Source organism: Pseudomonas sp. FME51 (assembly GCF_014897305.1).
This window is the reverse complement of sequence record NZ_JABUYN010000015.1, coordinates 1-24,296: the sequence shown is the minus strand read 5'-3', so window position 1 is coordinate 24,296 and position 24,296 is coordinate 1. Positions and strand designations below refer to the sequence as shown.

The following is a 24,296-nucleotide window of genomic DNA, read 5'->3' as shown; positions in this document are numbered from 1 at the left end:
CCCTCGGGAAAATAGGTTTGCCCAGCGGCTTAAAAAGCTAGAAATGGTGTCCACTTAAATCAGGTGGACACCATCGCCTTTGGCGTCGGGGCCAGGAAGGTGTGTTGGCCGGACGGATACACAGAATCGGCCAAAAGCGGTCATCAGGGCTGGCTTGAATCGGGGCCGAAGGATTACGCTCTCAGCCCCATAATTGCTGGTCAGACAGTTACCACGATCTTGCCGATCTGCTGATTGGCTTCAAGGAAACGATGGGCATCCTGGATGTCGCTAAGTGCGAATGTCTTTGCGATGATCGGGCGCAACGCACCGGACTTCAACCCTTGCAGAATAAAAGCCTTCGCTCTCTCCAGGGCTTCAGGGTCGGCCACAATCTCTGCGTAGAGATAACCCTTCAAAGTCAGGCTTTTGCCCAGCACGGTAAACAGTGGGAATGGTGTCGGTTCAGAGCTGAGTGCGCCGTACACCAGCAAAATTCCGCCCCGCGCCATGCTCTGCGTGAGAGGTTCAAAGGACGGCCCGCCTACAGGATCGAATACAACGCGAGCGCCTTGACCGGCAGTTATCGTCATAACACGCTCGACGATATCCTCTTCATCGCTGACGATGACATGCGCAGCGCCTGCATCAAGCAGGGCCTGCTTCTTCGCGTGAGTTCGAGTGATCGCAATCGATGTGGCGCCGACCATACGAGCCATTTGGAAGGCGGCCAAGCCAACACTGCTTGACGCGGCGGTAACGATGACAAAATCGCCCTGCCGTAGCTTCGCCTGTTCAATCAATGCCCCCCAGGCGGTGACGTACTGCATCCAAGACGCCGCAGCCTCTTCAAAGGACAAGTTCTCAGGGCTCTTTACCACCAGGTGGGCCGGTACATTGGCCAACTCGCCGTAGGTGCCCCAGCGAGCAATATCCAGAGGTGGGATCAGAGCGACCGAGTCACCAACCGTGATCTCGGTTACGTCGCTCCCGACTGCCGTTACGATGCCTGCGGCCTCGTAGCCTAAGCGGCTGGGGAACTCCGCTTCTTGCAGGTATGCGTGATTGCGAAACATCACTTCGGCTCGGTTCAAGCCAATAGCTTTAACACTAATCTGCACCTCGTTTGCTGCTGGTGCCGATACTTCCAGATCTTCCAGCTTCAGAACGCTGGCGTCACCGTATTCATGAATTCTGACAATGCGTGCCATCATAAATACCTCGTTTATCAATGGGCCTCGACGTACATCCGGAAGGTATCCGGGCACTCGAAAGGTGACAAAAATTTAGTCATTGGTTGGCGCTAGATAAAGGCCTATGATGGCGTATTACTAGAAACAGAGTGTTTATAATGGATCGCCTGACCCAGATGGCCACGTTCGCCAAAGCAGTTGAGCTGGGCTCATTCAGCGCCGCTGCGGACGACCTGAATCTGTCCCCTCAATTGGTAGGGAAACAGGTGAAAATGCTCGAGCAACATCTGGGGGTTTCCCTGCTGCACCGGACTACGCGCAGGCAAAGCCTCACCGACTTCGGCAGGGCGTTCTACCCGCGAGCAAAACTGATCCTTGCAGACATGCAGTCTGCCGAGAACCTGGCTGCCCTCACTCGGGGCACACCAAGCGGCCGTCTTCGCATCAACGCGCCGGTCACGTTCGGAGTTCGCACGCTTTCGCCACGCCTGCTGGAATACATGGTTCGGTATCCTCAGGTGTCTGTTGACCTAACGTTATCGAACGAGCTGGTCGATATCGTTGATGATGGTTACGACGTGGTATTTCGCATCGGCGAGCTGGTGAGCAGTGGGTTGAAGGCAGTGCCACTGGAGCCCTATCAGATGGTTTTATGCGCTGCGCCGTCCTATCTTGCACGTCGCCCTCCCATCATCAATCCGTGGGATCTACAGCAGCAGGAGTGTCTGGGGTTTACCTATTCTGATGGCCGCTCACACTGGAGCTTCGACAGCCCGGAGGGGCGTATAGATGTTCCTATTAGAAGCAAATTAACGATCAATCAAGGTGATCCACTGCTGGCAGCGGCTGTAGCTGGCCTAGGTGTGGTTCTACAGCCGATAGAGTTGGTTAGCGATGCACTGCGCGATGGGACACTGGTGCGCCTGTTGCCGCAGTACCCGGTGCCGAATACCGCAATGCACATCCTCTATGCCCCTGACCGAAGAATGACTCCAAAGCTGCGCAGCTTCTTGGAGTTTGCACGTGAGGCTTTTGGGCAGCGAGGCCCTCTCTAACGCATGAAAATCAATCACGCCTACGCTATCCGGTATTCGTAAAGGAGGGAGGGTTTCACGCAGATGCCCCAGCAGGTCGTCCAAGGGAAGCAGGGTGCGGCGCCTGAAATCGACCACCATCGCTTCTTCAGCATCCGAGAGCCGGACGCTACATGGTTTGGCAGGCCCCATGGGTTTGTCTGTTGTCGTCGAGCGCGAACCCCACTTGGCTACGGTCTTGACGTTCAGTCCGTAGCGGGCGGCAAGGGCGCGCGTCGACTCTTGCGACGCTTGGAGCTCGGCTCGAACTCGCGGGGCGGTGTTGTGCGGGCTGAGCCATGAAGACCTGTTGCCATAGCGCATCCTCCTGATGAGGGCTCAAGAATGCACCATGACTTCGTGGGACTGCACACCTAGATTCTTTCTTGCAGCGCCTTGAGGAAGGCATCGATATTCTCATCGTGGCGTTTGTAGTAGGTCCAAGGGCCGATCCGCTGCGATGTCACCAATTGCGCGCGCTGTAGAGCTGCGAGATAAAGCGATGTCGTTGACTGCGAGAGGCCCGTGCGCTCTTGGATGATACTGACGCACACGCCTACCGTTTCTGGGTCGACCTCCTGCCCGGGAAAGGCTGTCCTGGGATCCTTGAGCCAATTGAGGATGGTAAGACGCATCGGGTTCGCCAATGCTTTCAGGGCTTCGTTGACGTCAATAGTCATGAATTTTTTATACCTACTCTTCCGATATCTGGATATCTTCCTGATTCACGCAGCAAATTGGAAGGCTTCACCATGATCTCCGCGCCTGCCCTTCGCAGTGATGGACAGGCTTGGACTGGAATCCTATTGTCCTGTCAGGTAGGACTATCGGACACCTGTGCGCCGAATTGCGGGACGATATGTTTGCCAAGTTCCTCGATAACCTCTGCTGCGGGGCGTTTACCATACTTGAGGTTCAGGATGACGTGATCTACACCGATTTCCTGAAGTGTATCCAGCAAGGCCAGAAGGTGGTTACGTCCCAGCCGGAATCCTAGATGGATAGGCGAGGGCGGCGTGGATGGGTGTTCGTCCAGGTCGATATACAGCGATTGCAAGAACGGCTTGTAGATAGTGCCACATTGTTTAGCCGTTTCCTGTCGCCAATCTTCCACGATGAGTCGCTGTATTTTTGGCGGACGTGGATAGTTGATCCATCCATGGCTTTCACGCGCGATCCAATCGAGCGACTGGCGGCTATGTCCGGTTACGAATAGCGGTATTTCCCGAGTCGTAGGTTTGGGAACGAGGTCGGCCCCCAGTAACTCACCGTGACTCCAGCGAATGGGCTCGAAGTGTGTTCGATGGGCTTGGCGTATCACATTGAGGTTTTCTTGAAAGGTCTCGCCGCGCTGTTCTGGATCAACGCTGAATGCGGGAAACTCCACGGGACGATCGCCAGAGGCTACTCCCAGGAGCAAGCGACCTCCGCTCAACTGATCAATGCTCGCTGCGGCCTTTGCCGTGTGCAAGGGATTACGCAAAGTAAGGGCGATGGAGGCGGTGCCTAGTGCGATTTTTGTTGTATGGGCTGCCATGTAGCCCAGATACACCCAAGGGTCGAAAACCTGGCCGACATCGCCGAAGCTTGGGTCTCTGAGCGGCACGTCGCGAAACCAGAGCGCCGAAAAACCAAGTGCCTCTGCACGTTTGGCCAGCGCGACCTGATCCAGCATGCGCGGTGTGTCACCCTCGAAAGCCTCCAGGGGAAAGAACAGCCCAAGGCTTAGATGACCCTGCCTGAAGGTCCGTTTGAATCCCCTATGCTCTTGGTAGGGAATCGTGCTCGGTTGGTACATGCTTAACTTCCTCGGTCAGCAATCGCTGAGCCACGCCCCTGAGTTATGGGGCGTGGCTCTGAGCGTTTAGGATTTGTAAGTCGGGTAGTCGGTGTAGCCCTTATCGGTACCGCCGTACATGCTGCTTGGATCAACTGGGTTAAGCGGCCAGTTGTTGGCGATACGAGCGGGCAGGTCGGGGTTCGCAATGAAGGGGCGGCCAAAAGCGATCAGATCGCCCCAGCCAGCTTTTATCACGCGATTTCCTCGTTCAGCGGTGTACTTGCCGGCATAGATAATCTTGCCGCTGAAGGTCTTACGAACATCTTCCCGGAACGTCTCAGGCAGCTCGGGTGCGTTTTCCCAATCGGCTTCGGCGAGCGACAGGTAGGCAATGCCCACTTCCTCGAGGATCTTCACTGCCTCGATGTAGGTTTGGTGAGGATCTTCTTCGACCAGGCCGAGGTAGACGCGGTCTTCGTCTGTGGTCGCGAACAGCGGGGCGAAGCGAACGCCAACGCGCTCCTTGCCGACCACACCAGCAACGGCGAGGGTGATTTCGCGCAGGAAGCGAAGACGGTTCTGCGGCGAACCGCCATATTCATCATCACGCTGGTTGGTATGGGCCGAAATGAACTGGTTTACCAGGTACCCATTCGCGCAGTGAAGCTCCACCCCGTCAAAACCTGCTTCCAGAGCATTTCGGGCTGCTTGGGCGTAGAGCTCAACCAGTTCCTTTACCTCCTTGGTGGACAGGGCTCGTGGGGTCGAAGGGTCGGCCAGTGTACCCGTGCCGGGGCCAGTTTCGATGAACACCTTGACGTTGTCCGCGCGGATGGCTGATGGCGCGATGGGCGCTTCACCACCGGGTTGCAGCGATGTGTGCGACACGCGGCCCACATGCCAAAGTTGAGCAAAGATCACCCCTCCTTCGGCGTGAACAGCGTCGGTGACCTTACGCCAGCCTTGTATCTGTTCCGGGCTATGAATGCCGGGTGTCCAGGCATAACCCTGTCCTCGGGGTTCGATCTGTGTGCCCTCGGTCACCATGAAGCCAGCACCGCTGCGCTGACGGTAATAGGTAGCCATCAGGTCGTTCGCAATATTGCCGGGTTGGGAGCTGCGCGAACGCGTCAGTGGCGGCAGAACGATACGGTTCTTGAGGGTGTATGGGCCCAGCTGAGTGGTTTTGAAAAGTTCTGATTGTGTCACTTCATTTACCTGCATATCTAAATTATTAGATGTCATAAGTCAAAGAACATGGATCAACGAGGTCAGAAGAGCCTAGCGGTGCTTCGTTGAGGCTGACGTAGATATTCTTCTTCTGGCTGTAGGCTACGCGCATATCGTTGCGAATACCGGCCAGGGAAGGTGATTCGGATGGGTATCGCTGGAATCTTTCATAGGGCTACCTCCTGAGGTTTCTAGCGCGGGCTACGAGTCAATACTATTCGCGATATCTACATATGTCAATATGTCGCTACTGTTCCCGGCACCTATGCATATTTTTGCGCCCTTGCAGCTCACTTCTGGATCAGCTGGGAATGCGCCGTGCTTCGCGCCAGTGTTGCCTATGTGTCGCATCCCGGACGATTGCATAGATATAAATCGCCATCCGCTGTTTATGGCGCGAACCGTGCTGCGGGAGTTGATACAGCCCCTGCCATCAACCAGGAGCCTGTAATGCAAATCTCTCTGCACAAGAATGTACGCACCACACCTGCCATGCGCGCCGAGATCGCCGCCACGTTGATCGGCAGCCGTCTCAGTACGTCGGCGCAGGCGCTGCGTCGATCTTCACTCGCAACAGGCTGTAAGGCTTTCTACGTAGATCCTGACCTTCGTTAAAGCCAGGTGAGCGATGCAGCTGGTTGGCGATGAAATACAGGTAACCGTCTGGGCTGATGGAAAGGGTGTCCGGCCAGAGAACCCGCGGATCATGGACGACGGTTTGCCATCTGCCGTCGGGCAGGCGCTTGCGAATACCGTTGTGCTCATAGTCAGTGGTGTAAACGGCGGACTCAGCATCCGCCTCAAGTCCATCGGAGGCTCCCTTCTCGTCCAGGTCACGTACACCGGACTACAACTGCGCCTCACTTATGCCTGGATCGCGCAGTAGTGCAGTAGACACGGCGTACAGATGGCGGCTGTACAGCGGGGAGAAATAAAGGTCTTTTCCATCGGCGGACAAGGCGATACCGTCGGAAGCAACACCCAGCGCCTTCGGCTTGCCATCGGCGTCCCTGGTCAGCAGCGCCGGCTTTCCTTCTACGACCGGCACAAAATCCGGATCGACAGAGGTCTGTGCCGCGCCGCTCAGGCGACGGATGGCTTTGCCACTGGCGATATCCATGACGATGATTCCTCCAGGGCCGGAAACGGATGAATCGGTTACATAAACCGTGCCTTGCTTACCCACCCGGAAGTCGAAGCGCATGTCATTGACATAGGTGCTCGGCAGGATCACTTCAGGTGGAAATACTAGGGTTTTGACAACTCGATTTCTGGTCAGGTCGATGGCTACCAGCTTTGCCCCGCCAGCACGTGGTGTGGCGAACTCCGGCGCGGCGGTGTCCAGCGCCCAGATACGCCCCTTGCCGTCGGCGACAACGCTTTGAACGCTGATGAAGCCCTTTGCAGGGTCGTTGGGGTCTTCGGTATTGATGGCTGCATTGGGGTATGGTTGGATCTTCCCGTCTCGAATTTCAGCGACGGTGAAAGCTACGGCGTCGCCCCAGCGCGGGAAGTTGACGAAGATGTGTCCGGTTTCGCTGACGGTTACGCCGGTGGGCATCGCGTCATGGAAGGCAAATACCTGGTCAATCACACCAATCGGCCGAGCCGACGGAGCACTGGCCGGCAGCGGCTGGAGTCGCGTGGCGAAGGTGACTGGACTGGCTAGCGCCAAGGCCAACAGGGTGTGGCGGAACCGCTTTTCGATCCGCATGTTGGGGCTCCTGCCCGCGTGGCCGGCGCTAATGCATGGATAAATCAGAAGCCTTCCAGGACGATCTTGCCCACGGCCTTGCCGCTTTCGATCAGTGCATGGGCACGCCGCAGGTTGGCCGCCTCGATGCGCCCGAAATGCTCCCCTACAGTCGTCTTCAGCACACCAGCGTCGATCAGCTCCGCCACGCGGTTGAGCAACAGGTGCTGCTTGATCATGTCGTCCGTCCCGTACAGCGAGCGGGTGAACATCAGCTCCCAGTGCAGCGCCAGCGACTTGCGTTTGAGTGGTACTACATCGAGCACAGCCGGATCGTCGATCAGTGCCAGATGACCCTGGGGCCGCAACACCTCAATCAGTTGAGGAAGGTAGCTGTCGGTGTGGGTGAGGCTGATCACATAATCCACCACCTCGATACCGATGTGCTTTAGCTGCTCGGCCAGCGGTCGGCTGTGGTCGATCACATGATGCGCACCCAGGGCGCTGACCCATTCCCGGGTTTCCGGGCGAGACGTAGTGCCGATCACCTTCAGGCCGGTCAACTGGCGGGCCAGTTGCGTCAGGATCGAACCCACGCCGCCCCCGGCACCCAGGATCAGCAGACTCTGCCCTGCTCCACCGTGCTCGCCGATGCCCAGGCGGTCGAACAGCAGTTCCCAGGCGGTAATCGACGTCAATGGCAAAGCCGCCGCACTGGCATCGTCCAGGCTACGCGGCTTGCGCCCGACGATGCGTTCGTCGACCAGATGCAACTCGCTGTAGCTGCCAGGACGGTCGATGGCGCCGGCATAAAACACTTCATCGCCGGGCTGGAACAACGTTACGTCGGAACCCACGGCGCCCACTACACCGACCGTGTCCCATCCGAGCACTTGGGGCTGGGGGGTGGCACCCTTGCCGGAACGCACCTTGGTATCGACTGGATTCACCGCGATGGCCCTGACCTGCACCAGCAGGTCATGCGGGCCAGGGGTAGGTTCTGGAAGCTCGCTGTCGAACAATGCACGAGGGTCGTCGATTGGCAGGCCGTATTCGGTGAAGACGATAGCTTTCATGTGGGCCAATCCTTGAAGGTCAGGAACAAGTAAAAGTTTGGTAATTATCGTCTTCCAATACCTCTGGAAAAAGGCTAAAAATGCACCAGCACTTTCATCGCAGGCGTGAAAATGGTTCGGATCGAAGACCTTCAGTTGTTTGTGCGCACAGCCGCGCTGGGTAGCTTCTCCAACGTCTCTCGCGAGGTCGGCCTGCTTCCAGGCCAGGTGGCTGCGGCGATCAAACGCCTCGAGCGAGAGCTGGATACCCGTCTATTCGCTCGTTCTACGCGCAGCCTGCGGCTGACTGCCGAAGGAGAGCACTACTTGCCGTTTGCCCGCGAGGCGCTGGATACGTTGCACGAAGGTCAAGACCGGATACGTCGGGAAAGTACCCAGCTGCAGGGTTTGCTGCAGGTTTCGGCTCCATCAGATCTAGGGCGCAACCTGCTGTTGTTATGGCTTTCCGAGTTTCGCCGTCAGCATCCAGCGCTCAGTCTTCGTCTACTAATTTCCGATCAAGTGGCGGATGTTTTTCGAGATCCGGTCGACGTTGCCCTGCGCTACGGCGTGTTTGACGATGCGAGCTGGGTGGCATTGCCGCTAGCTCCCTGGAACCGCCGTGTACTGGTGGGCGCTCCCGATTATCTAGAACGTAACGGCAGACCTCAAAAGCCTACCGATCTAGCCCAGCATCACTGTCTGCTGTATTCGCTCAATGGGCGGGCGCATGACCGCTGGCAGGTAGGTGATCAGACAGTGCAAGTCACCGGTCCACTTTTCAGCAACGATGCCGAAATCGTGCGCCGCTTGGCGGTAGCTGGGGAAGGACTGGCCTACAAATCCTGGCTGGACGTACACGATGACATTGAGGCGGGACGGCTGGAAATAGTGCTGGCCAACTACCAAGGCGAGCCCACACCGTTGAACCTGGTGTGCCCGCATCGCAAGCAATATTCGCCGGCCGTTCAGCAATTACATGCACTGTTGCGCAGTCGTCTTGATCCGCTGAAACAGGAGCTGCCGCCGCTCGCGCCTGATCCTGGTTTGATCGATTGAACGGCAACGCCAAAGAGCGCCTGCCGGGTTCACCCCCCGTTTTCACGGACACTAACAAGAAGGCCGATACAGGCCATGAGGAGTGTTCATGTCAAAGCGTCGCAAGTTCAGTGCCGAGTTCAAGCGTGGTGCAGTGGAACAAGCCAGTCGGCCAGGTGTCAGCTGCGCCCAGGTGGCCCGCGAATTGGGTATCCGTGACAGCCTGCTGACCCGCTGGAAGCGGGAGGCGGATATGGCTGGGAAAGCCGCCTTTGTTGGCACCGGGAGCCCGCGTGACGAGGAATTTGCCCGGCTCAAGCGCGAGTTGGCCCGGATCACCAAGGAACGGGATTTTTTGCGCGAAGCGGCGGCGCTCTTTGCCAAGGGATCATCCTGAGGTATCAGGTGATCGAGCGTTGCCGCGATGAGTTTCCGATTCGCCTGATGTGCCGCTGCCTGCGGGTTTCGACCAGTGGCTACTACGACTGGAGCAAGCGCCTGCCCAGTGCCCGCCAGCGCGACAATGAGCGCTTGCTGTGCCGTATCCACGCGCTGCATCAGGACAGCCGGGGCACACTGGGCGCCGGCCGCATGCAGGAAGATCTGACCGAGGAAGGGCTGACGGCGAGTCGGAACCGGGTTGCCCAGCTGATGGCAGCGGCTGGCCTGCAGGGCTGGCCGCGCCCGAAACGGCGAGGTCAGCGTGCTCAACCGGCACTGACGCCGCAGGGCGTTTGCAATCTGTTGTAGCGTGATTTCAGCGCCCTGGAGCCGGAAACCAAGTGGGTGACCGACATCAACGAGATCAAGACCCAGCAGGCCAAGCTGTATCTGTGTGTCGTGCTGGACCTGTTTGATCAGCGCATTGTGGGCTGGTCCATGCATCACCGGCAGGACCGGCAGATGGTGATCAGGGCCGTGCAGATGGCGGTTTGGCAGCGTCAGGAGCAGCATCCGCTGATCCTGCATTCCGACCGTGGCAGCCAATTTCGTAGCGGTGATTACCAGGACTACCTGGCCGCCAACGGCCTGCTCTGCTCGATGTGTGCGGTGGGGCATTGTGGCGACAATGCCGCCTGCGATGGGTTCTTTGGTCTGCTCAAACGCGAACGGATCTATCGCACAACGTATCCAACACTCGATCCCGCCAGGTCCGATGTGTTCGAATACATCCAGCGCCGCCACAACCCCAGGATGCGACGGCGCCGGGTCAAGCAGGACCAGAAGTTTTCAGCTCTTTCCAAACCGTCCGTGATTTCGGGGTAGAACCCCTCCTTACCCAAACAATGTAAGGCCGTGTGACCCCATCCTGCAGCGTGACCTGATTTGGTCAAGGCCGGGTTGTCATGCAGGCAGCTTGGCTGCAAGGAGTTCGACCTTCTCGATATTGGGCGGAGAACTGAGCAAGGTCGCGGCGTTGGCCATCAAGGCCGCGGCGATCTGGCCGTTCAGATGTGCCTGGCGACCTACCTCATCGGCAAAGGCATCGAACACACCGAACGTCGAAGGGCCAAACTTCAATGCGAACCAGGCAGTGGTGCCGGACTCGGCGTTGGCGAGCGGCAGTGCGCTGGCCAGGAAGTCGGCAAGCGCAGCCTCCTGGCCGGGTTTGGCTTCGAGGCGAACAAACAGGGCGAGCTTGGTCATACTGTAATCCTTTGGGTAAATGGGTTAGGTGAATGGATCGACGAGCCTGCAGTCTAAGTCGTCATGACAGCCATCTCTATAGACAATAATGACAATATTGATATCATTGTTGCCATGAAACTCCACATCCTTGTTTGTGACGGCGTGTTTGATCTGGGGCTTGCGGCGCTCACCGACACAGTGGGCTTGGCCAATGCGATGGCGGGCTCGCTTCCACAGGCTCCCGCGCACATAGAGCTCACGCTGGTGGGCGTGCGGCGTCGCATCCGAACTGCGCAAGGCTTGACGGTCCCCGTGGTCCCTGCGCGTGGTGTGCCGGAACCAGACGTCGTGCTCGTGCCCGCGTTTGGTGACAAGATGCCCGACACGCTCTCGGCTCGGCTCACACGCCCCGACGTGCCCGATGCGGTCGCCGCGCTACAGCAGTGGTCCACCGCTGGCGCGCACCTTGGTGCCGCCTGCTCCGGTAGTTTCTTGCTTGCAGAGAGTGGCCTGCTTGATGGGCATCGTGCGACGACGTCATGGTGGCTGGGGCCGATGTTTCGGCAGCGCTATCCGAACGTCACGCTGGACGAGTCACGCATGATCGTGAACTCGACACGCTTCACTACCGCGGGTGCCGCTTTGGCCCACGTCGACCTGGCCTTGCGCATCATCCGGGGGCGCAGTCCGGCGCTGGCGGCCCTAGTAGCACGCTATCTGCTGGTCGAGGCACGCAGTTCGCAAGCCGAGTTCGTGATTCCCGACCACCTTGCGCATGCCGACCCGATGGTGGAGCGCTTCGAGTGCTGGGCCAGAAGTCAGCTCGCGAAGGGGTTCTCGCTGGCCGAGGCGGCCAGCGCCGCGGGCACAAGCGAGCGCACCTTGGCGCGGCGGCTGCAAAGCGTTTTGGGCAAGACACCGTTGTCGTATTTCCAGGACCTGCGCGTGGAGCATGCCGTCCATCTCTTGCGCACCGGAAACGCGAGCGTCGACCAAGTCGCCGCACAGGTCGGGTACTCGGATGGGGCGACCCTGCGGGCCCTGTTGCGCCGCAAGCTGGGCCGGGGTGTCAGGGAGTTGCGACGCGGTGGATGACCAGAGGCGTTTGGTGTATGTACAGCTGGAGACCGCCGGGAAACTGACGCATGCCAAACGGCGCATTTGGACCTGATAAAACTACTGCGCCACGTTATTTGAACTGGTTTGCTAGGGTCTGTTGCCATTTCGCGCTAACCCATTGATCTATAAGAGCAAGCCCGTATCGTTGAAGCTCTGACCCAACATCGATACGAGCTTGCAATGCCCCGATTACTGCTCAGCGATGAGCATTGGTCGAAGCTGCGGGAAATTCTGCTGCACAAGGCCATCTACAACAAGCGTGATCTACGAATGACCGTGGGGGGCATGCTGTACCGCATGCGCACGGGATGTCCCTGGAGAGACCTGCCCAAGGCGTTTGGCTACTGGAATAAGGTCTACAAACGCTTCAATGCAGGCCGCAGCGGTACAAGAGGATTCACCGAAAGAATTGCTTGGCATGTTGTTCTCCTCTGTTCAAACGGACGGCGCAGCTATCGCGCGCCAGGACGGCAGCTCGTCAGGAAGATTTCTCTTCCGCCGCCGTGTCGCTGTGGGCGTGTCTTATCCTGCGGACGATCCACCAGATCGTCAGCATCACCGCAGGTACCAGAACCGCCATCACCGGCGCCACGCTGTCGTGAACGATCGGAATGCCCTTGAGCAGGTAGCCGAGAAGACTCACGACGTAATAAGAAATTGCCGCGACCGACAGGCCTTCGACGGTTTGCTGAAGGCGCAATTGCAACTTGGCCCGGTTGTTCATCGAAGCCAGCAGATCGCGGTTCTGGCGTTCAAGTTCGACGTCGATCCACGAACGCAGCAACGCGATGGCTCGGGTCAGTTTGTCGGAGAGCTTGGCCTGGCGCTCCTTTACGGATTGGCACGTCCGCATGGCTGGAGCGATGCGACGCTGCAGGAAGTCCGCCCAGGTGCTGTATCCGGATACGGCCACTTCTGAAAGCGCAGCCAGCCTTTCCTCGACGATCTCGTAGTAGGCACGGCTGGCGCCGAAGCGATAGAGATTTGCCGCGACGCCAGCTTCCAGTTCGGCGGCCAGACCGGTCAATTCGGAAAGCAGCACGTCGCTATCGCGGCGTTCTACCAAACTCGTACACATCTCGTCAGTGATCGCTGCAAGGCGCGACTCCATGCGTCGCAGCTCCGACGTCATCGATCGCGTCAACGGCAGAGACAGCAACGCCAAGGTACGGTACGTCTCGATCTCCAATAGACGTTGAGCCAGCGCACCTGCCCGCGCCGGGGTCAAATCACGAGCAAGGATGAGGATCTGCGTCAGGCCATCCTCATCCTGTCGGAAGTCGGTCAAGATGGCGGCAGAGCCGTTCTCTACCAGCGAGTAGCACAGGCTGGCAGGATCGAAGCGATCAGCCTCCTTCTCCGTTTCTGGCATCCACGGAAGAAGTCTCAAGCGGATGCCGGATACGACCGGGCCCGGAGGAACAAATCCATGTTTGAAGGGATTTTCTCCGCAAGGCTCTCCCGTCTTGGAATCCAAGACGGGCGCACCAGAGATACGTAGAGAACTCGGTGTGCTTTTCACAGTGAAGGTCTCCCTCATCCCATGTCACGCCGTGTAGCGGCGTAGCGTGGTCGGGCTCGGCAACGCCGAAGCGATGAGATAACTCGCTCATCGCCATCTGATCCCTGGCCTGGTCGCCTTCGGTCATGAAAGAGAGCTGCAATATACCGCGGGGGGCCTGAAGCAACAGATGCGGGCGCGCATGCACTTCACCCACGGCTGCAGCACGATCGGCATAGGCCGGCATGCCGTACACGGTGGCGGTCGGGGTGGGTTGTACGGTCGTCGTATTGATATTGGCCGGCTCTTTCATAACGACCTCATTTCTCATTGGTTGAAAAGCACGCTTCAAAACAAATGCCCGCAGCCATGCGTTTCACACATGGCTGCGGGCCGATCTTCATGAGCAGGCACCGCGTTACACAGTCCGTCTAACAGGCTCGCCGTATAATAGAGGCTTGTGCTGACCCTGTCAGAACGCTCTCAGCTTCCTTGCTTTCAGACGAAGGTGTACGAGCAGACCTTGTTGCCCGCCGGATCACGCAGGTAGGCCGCATAGGCACCCGGCAGGTGACCACGTGCGCCAGGTTGGCCCTCGTCAGTGCCGCCTGCGGCAAGGCCGGCGGCGTGGAAGGCATGCACTTCAGCGGGAGTGGCGACCGCAAAGCCGATCGTCACGCCGTTGCTGGAAGGCGCTTCACCATTGCCCGGGCGGGCGATGATGAAAGCCGGCTTTTCGCGACCGAAAAGTACCCATCCGTTGTTGAAAGGACCGAGGTTCTTGATGCCAAGAGCACCCAGAGCGGCGTCGTAGAACGCGACCAACTTCTGAAGGTCGGCAGCGCCGATAAAAATGTGCGAAAAGATGCCATCGCCAGAAATGACAGGAGTGGACATGATTAATTTCCTTGGTGGTTGGTGTTGAATGGGTAGTGGGCGGTCAGTAGTGGATCACCGTGCGAATCGACTTGCCTTCATGCATCAGGTCGAAGGCCTTGTTGATGTCGTCGAGGCCCATGGTGTGGGTGACGAACGGGGCGAGATCGATCTCGCCTTTCATTGCGTCCTCCACCATGCCGGGAAGTTGAGTGCGGCCCTTGACCCCGCCGAAAGCCGAGCCCTTCCAGGTGCGACCGGTGATCAACTGGAACGGGCGCGTCGAAATTTCCTTGCCTGCACCAGCCACGCCGATGACGATCGACTGGCCCCAGCCACGATGTGCTGCTTCCAGTGCCGAGCGCATCACGTTGACGTTGCCGATGCACTCGAAGGTGTGATCGACACCCCAACCGGTCATCTCGATGAGAACCTCGTGAATCGGCTTGTCGAAGTCCTTCGGGTTGAGGCATTCGGTCGCGCCGAAGGTACGAGCCAGCTCGAACTTCGCTGGATTGGTGTCGATGGCGATGATGCGACCTGCCTTGGCCTGGCGTGCCCCCTGAATCGCAGCGAGCCCGATGCCGCCGAGGCCGAAGATGGCCACAGAGTCACCCGGCTGAACCTTGGCCGTGTTGTGAACAGCGCCGATGCCGGTGGTCACACCGCAACCCAGCAGGCAGACATGCTCGGGATTGGCGTCCGGGTTGATCTTGGCCAGCGAGACTTCGGCCACCACCGTGTATTCGCTGAAGGTCGAGCAGCCCATGTAGTGGTAGATCGGCTGGCCGTTGTAGCTGAAGCGGGTGGTGCCATCGGGCATCACGCCCTTGCCCTGGGTGGCGCGCACCGCCACGCACAGGTTGGTCTTGCCGCTCTTGCAGAACAGGCACTCACCGCACTCGGCGGTGTACAGCGGGATCACGTGGTCACCCGGCTTGACCGAGGTCACGCCCTCGCCGACCTCGACCACGATGCCGGCGCCCTCATGGCCCAGCACCGCCGGGAACACGCCTTCCGGGTCCTCGCCCGACAGGGTGAAGGCGTCGGTATGGCAAACGCCGGTATTCGTGATCCTGACAAGCACCTCGCCCTTGCGCGGCGGCTCGACGTCGATCTCGACGATTTCCAGTGGCTTTCCAGGCCCGAAGGCAACTGCTGCACGTGATTTCATGATGTCGCTTCCTTTACTAGCTAACTAAATTTTCCCTCACCGAGGGCACCCTGGTGCCTTTACCGCAGGTAGGAGCGGACGATGGAGATGGTCTCGTCAATGGACTTGTTCTGCGAATCGCTCCTGATTTCGCTACTGGGAAACTCTTCCCGTAGATAGCTCTCCATAACCGTTGCCATCAATCCGTTGTCAGCCCCACGAACAGCTGCAAGCTGCTGAAGAATTGCAGGGCATTCAGCACCTGCATCGAGCGCTTGCTTCTTTTCTTCCGGGCCATGTGGCACTCACCGCTTTTCACTCCAGATAAGCGGGGCCTGACGCCGAAGAGACAGGCCCTCAACTCATTAGAATTCCTGCACGGTTGGGCGCAGAACGATCTCGTTAATATCCACGTCAGCAGGCTGCTCAATTGCGAAGGCGATAGCTCGAGCGACCGATTCGGCGGGAATTGCATGCTTGTAGAAGTCCACCACGAAATCGCGGCTCTGTTGGTGGGTGCTGCCGAATTTCAGTTCGGAGTCCACGGCGCCCGGTTCGATAGTCGTGGTGCGGATGCTGCCACCGACTTCGTGACGCAGTCCTTCGGAGATAGCCCGCACAGCAAACTTGGTGCCGCTGTACACGGTGCCACCTGGGCTGAACACCTTCAGGCCTGCAACCGATGCGATGTTGATGAAGTGACCACTGTTTTGTTTCTGGAAGACTGGCAATGCAGCCGCGACTCCGTACAGCAGACCCTTGATGTTGATATCGATCATGCGATCCCACTCGTCAGTGCGAGTATCGCTGAGCGGTGCAATCGCCATCAGTCCGGCATTGTTGATCAGTACATCAATGCGACCGTAGGTGTCCACGGCACCTTGAATGAGCGTTTTGACCTCTTCCTGAGAGGTAACATCGGTCTGATACGCGATTGCCTGACCACCTGCATTGGTCAGCTCAGCCACCAATGCGTCGAGTTTATCTTTGCGACGTGCAGCCAGCACTACGCGAGCGCCAAGCGCAGCAAGGTGGCGTGCAGTAACCTCACCCAGGCCGCTACTGGCACCGGTGATAACGACAACTTTTCCAGAAATGTTATTGCTCATGCTGAGAACCTCATCGGCGGGTTTGTACTTCGCCATGGCTGGTTAACCTGGCAGTGCGCAAACTTTAGACCCATGATTGATCTCAATAAATGGAAATGATTGGATTATGCTATTCCTGAAAATGGAATAAATGGGAGGGGCAACATGCTTAACCGCATGGAGATGGTTAGGATTTTTTGCACAGCAGCAGAGGCAGGTAGCTTCCGCGAAGCGGCAACTCGATTAGGCATCTCCCCACAAGGGGTGACTCGAGCCATTCAAGCCCTGGAAACTGAGCTTGGCGAATCACTGTTCCACCGCAATACCCGCCAGGTGAGCATCACTGCTTTCGGTCAGGATTACGCCAAAGATGCCAGGTCAGCTCTGGATCATTTCGATACGCTATTCCGGTCGCACAGGACGGAGCCTGAGCTGTCAGGTAGGGTGGGGATTACGGCTCCACATGCTATTGGCAGGCGCTTCCTAATACCGTTTCTTCAGCCCCTGGCCGCTGCACATCCTGACCTGCAATTCGATCTCCGCTTGGAAGATCAGATGACTGATGCCGTTGAAGCGCATATCGATATTGGTATCCGGGTGGGGGTTATTCGCGACCGGCGCTACGTTGCACGTGCCTTAGCTCCCGTGCCGTTTTACGTTGTCGCGTGCCCGTCTCTCATAGGCCAAAAGACACCACCTGAATCTTTGGATGCCTTAGCTAAGCTGCCACTTTCAGTCCTGATCGACCGGAAAAATGGCCGCCCTTGGCCTTGGCTATTTGCCGACGGGCAAACGTTCGCGCCCAGGCAGCCAGCGCTTATCTGTGATGATCCAGATACGGAATTGGAAGCCACCCTGGCAGGCATGTGTTTTGGCCAAATTCCTGCCTATCTGGCTGAGCCTCATCTGCGGTCAGGAAAGCTGGTTGCCGTTTTGGCTGATCACGCTCCAGCACCATGGGATCTGTTCATATACCGCCCGCAGCAGGGTCCTGTATCGAAGCGGGTGCGATTGGTGTACGACCACCTTAAGCAGGCTTTCTCAAACCCCAAGCTATTTCCCCAGGGCCTGGGGACATAGCTTGAATACCTGCCAGCAATCGTCCGCTTTTGGCCGATTCTGTTGAAAAAGTAGCGGCCTTCCCATGCCGTTGGCAAAATTGCGTTGTCAGCGAGCGTGGGGGCGAACAGCATGATGGGACAGTTACCGGGAGGACAGCAGCGCTTGTTCTACTCGTTCAACCTGGAAGATCACGTCCCGGCCCAACATCTCCTGCGCAGCATCGACCAGTGCCTGGATCTCAGTGATCTGCGTGCCTACCTAGCGGATTTCTATAGCCCCATCGGGCGTCCCTCGATTGACCCGGAGTTGATGGTGCGCATGCTGGTCGTCGGCTACTGCTATGGCATTCGTTCCGAGCGGCGATTGTGCGAAGAGGTGCACCTGAACCTGGCCTATCGCTGGTTCTGCCGGCTGGGTCTGGAAGACGAAGTCCCCAATCACTCGACCTTCTCGAAGAATCGCCATGGGCGTTTTCGTGACAGCGATTTATTCCGCTGGTTATTCAATGAGGTGCTGCGGCGTTGCATGGCAGCCGGCCTAGTCAAGAGTGAAGGTTTCGCCGTCGACGCCAGCATCATCAAGGCGGATGCCAGCCGGCAACGTGGGGTGGCGGGAGATGAGGTCGATTGGAACGATCCAAAACTCAGCAGCCGCGCAGTGCGCGAGTACCTCGAAGCCCTTGATGAAGAGGCGCTGGCTGAGGCTCTTCCCAAGAAAATTTCGCTCACAGATCCTCAATCCCGCTGGACAGCAGCGCCAGGTGGCCCGGCCTTTTTTGCCTACTCCACGAATTACCTGATCGACACTGAGCACGGTGTGATCATGGACGTGCAAGCTACCCCGGCGCACCGTACCGCCGAAGTCGATTCGACTAGGACGATGGTCGAGCGTGTCGAAGCGCAGTTCGATCTCACACCGGAACGCCTTATCGGCGATACCGCTTATGGCACCGCCCCTATGCTGGCCTGGATGGTCGAAGAAAAGGACATCGAACCGCATGTGCCGGTGTGGGACAAGACCGAGCGCAAGGACGACAGCCTCTCCAGTAACGACTTCCACTGGAATCAGGACGCCAATGAATATCGCTGCCCAGCCGGCAAACCGCTACGCAGTGAATGGCGCGCCTTTACCCTGCAAAGATCGCGGGTAACCAAGGCCAACACAATCATTTACCGCTCCAGCCAAACCGACTGCGCCACCTGCCCGTTGAAAGCAAAATGCTGCCCCAACACGCCGAATCGGAAGATCGTCCGCAGCATCCATGAGGCTGCCCGCGACGTGGCTCGACGCATCGCCAAGACACCGGAGTACCTCGTCTCTCGCTGCGAACGAAAGAAGGTGGAGATGCTTTTCGCCCACCTCAAACGGATCATGAAACTCGACCGTTTACGACTGCGTGGCCTAACGGGTGCCACTGACGAATTCAGCTTGGCTGCGATGGTGCAGAACCTGCGCCGCATGGCCAAGCTTTTGCCTCAAGGGCCACCGCTGACGGGATAGGTACGCCTGCTACGAGCAGAAACCCTCAAATTAACCCTTAAACCTGAGCAAGGACGCTCAGTGAAACGCCGGAAGGCAACTTGAAGTGGCTTGCAGCCACTTCGACAGCAGGCGCACTTGATCGGCAGGCTGCCGCTGAGGCTACTTTTTCAACAGAATCGGCCGAAAGCAAACACTTCACCACCGGCGTCAGTCACCAAGTTTCGATTCAAACTTTTTTCAAGCCTACATAACCCCCATGAGCCTACCACAGCCAGTCCGCTCAACTGGCCTGTCTCATGAGGAATCCCCTATGACCAAGCTTTGTCCCCGCTGCGGTTCGCTGCGGGTGGTACACACCCATTACGGCCAGCGTGTCGGTGGCACTGTCGGAACCGTAGCGGGCGCTGTCAGTGGTGCTGTCACGTCCGGCCCTACCGGTGCTTTGATCGGTAGCCGCATTGGCATGCAGGTCGGTGTCATCGCCGGGCCAGCAGGTGTCGGTGCGGGTGCTGTGCTCGGTGCTATTGCCGGTGCTTTTGCTGGCTGTCTGGCCGGTCTGCGGCTGGGCAAGGTGGTCGATCAGCACCTGCTCTGCCGTTATCGCTGCCTCGACTGTCGCTCGCATTTCTGACGTTTTAACCCACTACTCCCCTTCTACCTTTCCCTTCACGGCCCGGGCCTATATATGGCTCGGGCGGTTTATGCCGTCTGGAGAAATTACCATGGCGCACGAAATCGAAAATATGGCCTATGTAGGCACCACACCCTGGCATGGCCTGGGTAATCAACTGTCCCAGCATCAGCCGCTGGAGGTCTGGCAGCATGAGGCCGGGATGAACTGGCATATCGAGGAATCCCCAGTGCGCTTCGTGACCAACTCCGCATCGCACCTGGGCAGCATCCATGCCTTCCCTGAACAGAAGGTGCTATATCGGTCAGACACCAAGGCACCGCTGTCGGTGGTGTCCAAGCGCTACAAGGTGGTGCAGCCCTTTGATGTACTGGAGTTCTATCGGGATCTGACCGAGTACGCCGGTTATGAGCTGGAAACGGCTGGCGTGCTCAAGGGTGGTCGCAAGTTCTGGGCACTGGCCCGTACCGGGCAGGCGTCGGTGCTCAGGGGAAATGATCAGGTCAACGGCTATCTATTGCTGGCCACCTCCTGCGACGGCACGCTGGCCACCGTAGCCACGCCGACAACGGTACGGGTGGTATGCAACAACACCCTGGCCATTGCTGTGAACGGCGCACCTCAGTCGATCCGGGTACCTCACAGTACCGCGTTCAACCCCCAGTCAGTGAAACGCCAGCTGGGTATCTCGGTATCCCAGTGGGATGAGTTCATGTACCGCATGAAAACGCTGTCACACCGCAAAATCAGTTCTGCAGATTCCCTGAAATACTTCCTCAAAGTCATCTGTGATGCGGAGAAGGATGTCGAGGATCGGCGGCAACTGAACCAACACCGCGCTCTGCAGAAGGTGCAGGAGCTCTATGCAGGTAAAGGCCGTGGCTCGCAGCTGGAATCTGCTCAGGATACCGCCTGGGGCCTGCTCAGCGCAGTGACCGAGTACGTTGACCATGAGAAACGCGCTCGCAGCGTGGATCATCGGCTGGACTCCGCCTGGTTTGGCCAGGGTGCAGTGCTGAAACAGAAAGCACTGGATCACGCCTTGGCATTGGTCGCTTGAGTACCCGCCTACCCTTCTCTTATTCCTGTTTTCCCTTACCAACGGCATAAGCCCGGTCAGCAGCGCTGACCGGGCTTTTATGCGTTATGGAGTCATACCATGAAAACTCATTCATCTACCCCCGCCGCGTCTGTCTCTCGGAAGGCCGGGCGCGGAGTCTTACGCTTGGTCAGCACCAAGGAACTCAGCCGAGACGCCTGGTTGGATGTCCGCAAGCGCGGTATCGGCAGTTCTGATTCGTCTGCGGCTATTGGCCTCAACCCTTATAAATCACCGCTGGAGCTGTGGTTGGAGAAGACCAACCGCGACCAGCATCTGGCCAAGCCGAACCCGGATGATGACAGCGCCCCGGTGTTCTGGGGTGTGGTACTGGAGCCGGTTGTTGCCTCCCAGTACCAGCGGCGTTCAGGCAATAAGGTGCGCAAGATCAATGCGGTACTACAGCACCCGGAGATCCCCTGGATGTTGGCCAATATCGACCGTGAGGTGGTCGGCAGCGCCGATGTGCAGATTCTGGAGTGCAAGACCGCTGGCATCAACGGGGCCAGGCTCTGGCGTGATGGGGTACCCAAGTACGTCGAGGTGCAGGTGATGCACCAGTTGGCGGTGACCGGCAAGCAAGCGGCAGACGTGGCGGTCCTGCTGGGTGGTCAACAACTGGAGGTCTATCGCATCGAGCGCGATGAGCTGCTGATCAAGCACCTGATCGAGCTGGAACGCCAATTCTGGCATTACGTTGAAACCGATACGCCACCACCGGCAGATGGCTCTGATTCAGCCGAGCGGGCACTGCGCCTTCTGTACCCCGAAGATGATGGCGAGGAGCTGGACCTCACTCAGGATCAGGCGTTGAACGAGGCTTTCTTCACTCTGAAGCAGGTGCGCCACACCCAGGCAGAACTCAACCAGCGCGAAAGCGAACTCAAGCAGATGCTTCAACAGGCCCTCGGCAGCGCCAGCAAGGCGGTGTTTGCTGACGGCAGTATCAGCTGGAAGAAGTCCAGGGATTCTGTTGGTGTGGATACCACTGCCCTGCTCAATGAGCGCCCTGAGCTGAAAGCCCGTTATCAGGTCAGCAAACCTGGCAGCCGACGCTTTCTGGTCAGCTGACTCATTCCTACCCGTTACATCAAACCTCAGCCATAAGCCGACCGCTATCCGCCGTCGGCTTTTTTGTATCCGTTTATCAGGAGTAGTCCCATGATCAAAGGTCTCGTCATTACCCCACCTGCGCTGGGGCGCATATCCATCGGCCGAGTCGTCGAGAAGAACCGCAAGCGACTGCCAGAAAAGGACGACCAGTTCACCATTATTTCCCAAGTTCAAACCCGCGACGGCTGGCTTGCTCATCCGTTGGACGACAGCCTGCGCCAGGAACAGGGCGGCAAGATCCGCACCATTCCGGTACGCCTGCTGTTCAACGATCCGGCATTGAATTTCCGAGCTGAATACAGCCTGTTTGACCGCAACACCGGACGCCCGCTGTGCGTGGGCAATGGTGACACCTGCAAACGCTCTACCGCCGAGGGCATCCAGTCCCTGCCCTGTCCGTCACCAGATGGCTGCCCCTTGGCGCAAGGCGGCAACTGCAAGCCCTATGGGCGACTCAATGTCGTCATTGGCGATGATGATCCGCTGGGTAGCTTTGTATTCAGAACCACCGGTTACAACAGCATCCGCACCCTGCTCGCTCGCTTGAGCTACTTTCAGGCGCTGTCCGACAACCGGCTGGCCTGTCTGCCCCTGGAATTGAGGTTACGTGGCAAGTCTACGCGCCAGAGCCACGGCACCCCGATCTTCTACGTGGACCTGACCCTGCGCAGCGGTATCAGCCTGCAGGACGCTTTGCAGCAAGCTCAACAGCTGGATCAGGCGCGACAGGACGCAGGTTTCAATCAAGCGGCACTGGATGCAGCGGCGCTGGCCGGATTGCACAACGGCACCTTCGAAGACAGCGAGGAAGACGGCGGCCAGGTACTGGACGAGTTCTACCCCGACTCAGCCATTAGCCAGCAAAACGACGCAATGACCTCTGCTGTGCCTAGATCACGACAGGCCAAACCGACATTGCACGATCTGATCCTTGAGCGCACCCGCCACCTGCCAGACCCACCAACGACAGCAGCAGAGGCCCGCTGACGCAGGCCAGCCCTTTGCCCACCCATCTGGAGAACATCATGGAACGTACCCCTCTACAGCCGAGTCAACGCTCGCTGGCGACCAACCTGTCTGAAAAAGAAGTCCTCGTCTGGGCGCATGCCATTCTGGAAGCCCGTTTCAAACGCAGCAATTACCTGACCAGCCCCGCCCTGGTGCGGGCCTACCTGAAAGCCAACCTGAGCACCGAAGAACGCGAGGTATTCGGTGTCATTCTCCTGGATAGCCAACACGGCGTACTGGGCTTTGAGCGGCTGTTTTACGGCACCATCGACAGCGCCAGCGTCTATCCACGAGAAGTCGTCAAGCTTGTTCTCAACGCCAATGCCGCCGCGGTCATCCTGGTTCACAACCACCCCAGTGGTCATCCCGAGCCCAGCCAGGCGGACATTCATCTGACCAAACGCCTGCAAGACGCCCTGACAATTATCGATGTGCGCGTACTGGACCATTTGGTGGTCGGCGGGACCGACACCGTGAGCTTTGCAGAACGGGCTCTGCTGTAACCCTCACCTTTTTGATTGAATCGGAGGAACGATCATGCCCACCCCCACCTGTTGCATTTGCCAGTCAGCTACCTTGATCAACCGGCAGAACCTGCGCACCCTGACGGCCCTCGCCGGCGTGCTGGATGTGCTATTACGTGAATACAGCGCCCAACAGCGCAAACAGTCGTCCAGCCCTGCTCCCTGGACACACGTGGGTGATCTGCTGACAGTGTTATCGGACGCTCACGCTTTCAGGCTTGAAGGTCAGGCCCAGGGAAGGACGCTGGCTGCCAATGTTGAGCGGTACTGGCTGGGTGAGTTCGACAGCCTGTGCCTGAGCTGCGGATTTATGCTGATGAAAGACGCTCCACCGGACTGACCTGCCTACAGGGGCCGAGCCCGGGTCACCGAGACAAACGGTTACTCAATTGTTCGACCAATCGCAGGACCAGTTCACGGTCCTCAGTACCAAGCGGCTCCAGCAACCGCCTCAGATGCCGCACCTGATCATCGACATGCAAACTCCCCTCAGTCAACAGGTCCACCGCTTCACAGCCAAACAGGTCCGCAAGTTCATACAGGCGCTGAATTGACGGCGTGGCCAGCCCGCGCTCAATACGCGAGACCGCTTCATTGCCGATCCCCAGCTTGGCCGCCACCTTTTCCTGGGTCAGGTGGGCACGTGTTCGTTGCTGAGCGATTGCCCGCCCGATGCTTTTCGCCAAAGTGTTTTCTACTGCCGTGGCCATAACGCCCTCCTAGTCACCTTGAATAGTTGGGCATCAACCAATTGACATGAAGGACTTAATAAGATGAAATCCAACTTATAGAGTTGAATTCACCCTGATTTAACATCATCTAGCTGTGACTGGCGTCAGCATGAATAGGTTCGCCTTCCCTCCCATGGCACATACGCCATCAACTGGGCCGGGGCAGAATCAATACGCTGATCGGTGCGTATTCCGCGCCATCGTGACCACCCATTCCGTTTCAACGTGACCGCCTGTTC

22 protein-coding genes and 5 pseudogenes are annotated in these 24,296 nt (G+C 58.1%); 13 read left to right on the top strand and 14 right to left on the bottom strand.

Annotated features, from left to right (window positions below; all coding sequences use genetic code 11):
* Window positions 1–200: 200 nt before the first annotated feature.
* Window positions 201–1,190 carry a zinc-dependent alcohol dehydrogenase family protein gene (locus tag INT39_RS19755; protein WP_193075748.1) on the bottom strand — a complete coding sequence of 330 codons (990 nt, stop codon included), beginning with the start codon at window positions 1,188–1,190 and terminating at the stop codon, window positions 201–203.
* A 140-nt stretch (window positions 1,191–1,330) separates the two neighbouring features.
* Here INT39_RS19755 and INT39_RS19750 point away from each other — a divergent pair, with 140 nt between their 5' ends.
* The gene (locus INT39_RS19750; RefSeq protein WP_193075694.1) at window positions 1,331–2,227 is read left to right on the top strand and encodes a LysR family transcriptional regulator; all 897 of its coding nucleotides are present in this window, start codon (window positions 1,331–1,333) and stop codon (window positions 2,225–2,227) included.
* Window positions 2,228–2,266: 39 nt separating this feature from the next.
* Here the strand turns inward: INT39_RS19750 and INT39_RS19745 are convergent.
* The 6 genes and pseudogenes from INT39_RS19745 to INT39_RS19720 all read right to left on the bottom strand — a co-directional run.
* Window positions 2,267–2,562: pseudogene (locus tag INT39_RS19745) on the bottom strand (IS481 family transposase); the annotation flags it as partial.
* 57 nt (window positions 2,563–2,619) lie between these two features.
* Window positions 2,620–2,925 carry an ArsR/SmtB family transcription factor gene (locus INT39_RS19740; RefSeq protein WP_036993197.1) on the bottom strand — a complete coding sequence of 102 codons (306 nt, stop codon included), beginning with the start codon at window positions 2,923–2,925 and terminating at the stop codon, window positions 2,620–2,622.
* Window positions 2,926–3,059: 134 nt separating this feature from the next.
* Window positions 3,060–4,043: an LLM class oxidoreductase gene (locus INT39_RS19735; RefSeq protein WP_193075693.1), complete on the bottom strand. Its 984-nt coding sequence runs from the start codon at window positions 4,041–4,043 to the stop codon at window positions 3,060–3,062.
* Window positions 4,044–4,109: 66 nt separating this feature from the next.
* The gene (locus INT39_RS19730) at window positions 4,110–5,234 is read right to left on the bottom strand and encodes an alkene reductase (protein ID WP_193075692.1); all 1,125 of its coding nucleotides are present in this window, start codon (window positions 5,232–5,234) and stop codon (window positions 4,110–4,112) included.
* Between the two features lie 553 nt (window positions 5,235–5,787).
* Window positions 5,788–6,969, bottom strand: a pseudogene (locus INT39_RS19725) (L-dopachrome tautomerase-related protein).
* 44 nt (window positions 6,970–7,013) lie between these two features.
* Complete coding sequence (locus tag INT39_RS19720; RefSeq protein ID WP_036993201.1) at window positions 7,014–8,024, bottom strand: zinc-binding alcohol dehydrogenase family protein; 1,011 nt, start codon at window positions 8,022–8,024, stop codon at window positions 7,014–7,016.
* 111 nt (window positions 8,025–8,135) lie between these two features.
* Here INT39_RS19720 and INT39_RS19715 point away from each other — a divergent pair, with 111 nt between their 5' ends.
* Window positions 8,136–9,062 carry a LysR family transcriptional regulator gene (locus INT39_RS19715; protein WP_193075691.1) on the top strand — a complete coding sequence of 309 codons (927 nt, stop codon included), beginning with the start codon at window positions 8,136–8,138 and terminating at the stop codon, window positions 9,060–9,062.
* Between the two features lie 88 nt (window positions 9,063–9,150).
* A pseudogene (locus INT39_RS19710) lies at window positions 9,151–10,307 on the top strand (IS3 family transposase).
* Between the two features lie 78 nt (window positions 10,308–10,385).
* On the opposite strand, the gene INT39_RS19705 reads toward INT39_RS19710, so the two are convergent.
* Entirely contained in the window at window positions 10,386–10,688 is a 303-nt protein-coding gene (locus INT39_RS19705; RefSeq protein WP_036993207.1) for a putative quinol monooxygenase, read from the bottom strand.
* Window positions 10,689–10,751: 63 nt separating this feature from the next.
* On the opposite strand from INT39_RS19705, the gene INT39_RS19700 reads away from it, so the two are divergent.
* Together INT39_RS19700 and INT39_RS19695 are read left to right on the top strand one after the other, a co-directional pair.
* A complete protein-coding gene (locus INT39_RS19700) occupies window positions 10,752–11,765 on the top strand; it encodes a GlxA family transcriptional regulator (RefSeq protein ID WP_036993208.1) in 1,014 nt (337 codons plus the stop codon).
* A 204-nt stretch (window positions 11,766–11,969) separates the two neighbouring features.
* A pseudogene (locus INT39_RS19695) lies at window positions 11,970–12,164 on the top strand (transposase); the annotation flags it as partial.
* A gap of 103 nt (window positions 12,165–12,267) precedes the next feature.
* Here INT39_RS19695 and INT39_RS19690 read toward each other — a convergent pair.
* The 5 genes and pseudogenes from INT39_RS19690 to INT39_RS19670 all read right to left on the bottom strand — a co-directional run bounded on the left by INT39_RS19690 (window position 12,268) and on the right by INT39_RS19670 (window position 16,428).
* Window positions 12,268–13,603 (bottom strand): annotated as a pseudogene (locus INT39_RS19690) (DUF3422 family protein).
* A gap of 185 nt (window positions 13,604–13,788) precedes the next feature.
* Entirely contained in the window at window positions 13,789–14,187 is a 399-nt protein-coding gene (locus INT39_RS19685; RefSeq protein ID WP_193075690.1) for a VOC family protein, read from the bottom strand.
* A gap of 43 nt (window positions 14,188–14,230) precedes the next feature.
* Window positions 14,231–15,340, bottom strand: a complete 1,110-nt coding sequence (locus tag INT39_RS19680; protein WP_003291553.1) for an S-(hydroxymethyl)glutathione dehydrogenase/class III alcohol dehydrogenase — start codon at window positions 15,338–15,340, stop codon at window positions 14,231–14,233.
* A gap of 59 nt (window positions 15,341–15,399) precedes the next feature.
* Window positions 15,400–15,624, bottom strand: a complete 225-nt coding sequence (locus INT39_RS19675) for a metal-sensing transcriptional repressor (RefSeq protein ID WP_013970887.1) — start codon at window positions 15,622–15,624, stop codon at window positions 15,400–15,402.
* Between the two features lie 60 nt (window positions 15,625–15,684).
* Entirely contained in the window at window positions 15,685–16,428 is a 744-nt protein-coding gene (locus tag INT39_RS19670; RefSeq protein WP_031633346.1) for an SDR family oxidoreductase, read from the bottom strand.
* Window positions 16,429–16,572: 144 nt separating this feature from the next.
* On the opposite strand from INT39_RS19670, the gene INT39_RS19665 reads away from it, so the two are divergent.
* From INT39_RS19665 to INT39_RS19630, 8 genes are all read left to right on the top strand, one after another.
* Window positions 16,573–17,487 (top strand): LysR family transcriptional regulator, encoded by a 915-nt coding sequence (locus INT39_RS19665; RefSeq protein ID WP_036993211.1) that lies wholly within the window; start codon window positions 16,573–16,575, stop codon window positions 17,485–17,487.
* A 111-nt stretch (window positions 17,488–17,598) separates the two neighbouring features.
* Window positions 17,599–18,969, top strand: a complete 1,371-nt coding sequence (locus INT39_RS19660; protein ID WP_096348549.1) for an IS1182-like element ISCfr1 family transposase — start codon at window positions 17,599–17,601, stop codon at window positions 18,967–18,969.
* Window positions 18,970–19,261: 292 nt separating this feature from the next.
* Entirely contained in the window at window positions 19,262–19,582 is a 321-nt protein-coding gene (locus INT39_RS19655) for a hypothetical protein (RefSeq protein ID WP_193075689.1), read from the top strand.
* 91 nt (window positions 19,583–19,673) lie between these two features.
* A complete protein-coding gene (locus tag INT39_RS19650; protein ID WP_193075688.1) occupies window positions 19,674–20,642 on the top strand; it encodes a DUF932 domain-containing protein in 969 nt (322 codons plus the stop codon).
* 99 nt (window positions 20,643–20,741) lie between these two features.
* A complete protein-coding gene (locus INT39_RS19645) occupies window positions 20,742–21,752 on the top strand; it encodes a YqaJ viral recombinase family protein (RefSeq protein ID WP_193075687.1) in 1,011 nt (336 codons plus the stop codon).
* A gap of 90 nt (window positions 21,753–21,842) precedes the next feature.
* On the top strand, window positions 21,843–22,781 hold the full coding sequence (locus tag INT39_RS19640; RefSeq protein ID WP_226944923.1) for a hydrolase or metal-binding protein: 939 nt from the start codon (window positions 21,843–21,845) through the stop codon (window positions 22,779–22,781).
* A 38-nt stretch (window positions 22,782–22,819) separates the two neighbouring features.
* Window positions 22,820–23,305, top strand: a complete 486-nt coding sequence (radC, locus tag INT39_RS19635) for a RadC family protein (protein WP_193075686.1) — start codon at window positions 22,820–22,822, stop codon at window positions 23,303–23,305.
* A 34-nt stretch (window positions 23,306–23,339) separates the two neighbouring features.
* Window positions 23,340–23,666 carry a hypothetical protein gene (locus INT39_RS19630; RefSeq protein ID WP_193075685.1) on the top strand — a complete coding sequence of 109 codons (327 nt, stop codon included), beginning with the start codon at window positions 23,340–23,342 and terminating at the stop codon, window positions 23,664–23,666.
* 25 nt (window positions 23,667–23,691) lie between these two features.
* On the opposite strand, the gene INT39_RS19625 is transcribed toward INT39_RS19630, so the two are convergent.
* Window positions 23,692–24,036: a helix-turn-helix domain-containing protein gene (locus tag INT39_RS19625; protein ID WP_193075684.1), complete on the bottom strand. Its 345-nt coding sequence runs from the start codon at window positions 24,034–24,036 to the stop codon at window positions 23,692–23,694.
* Window positions 24,037–24,296 lie beyond the last annotated feature (260 nt).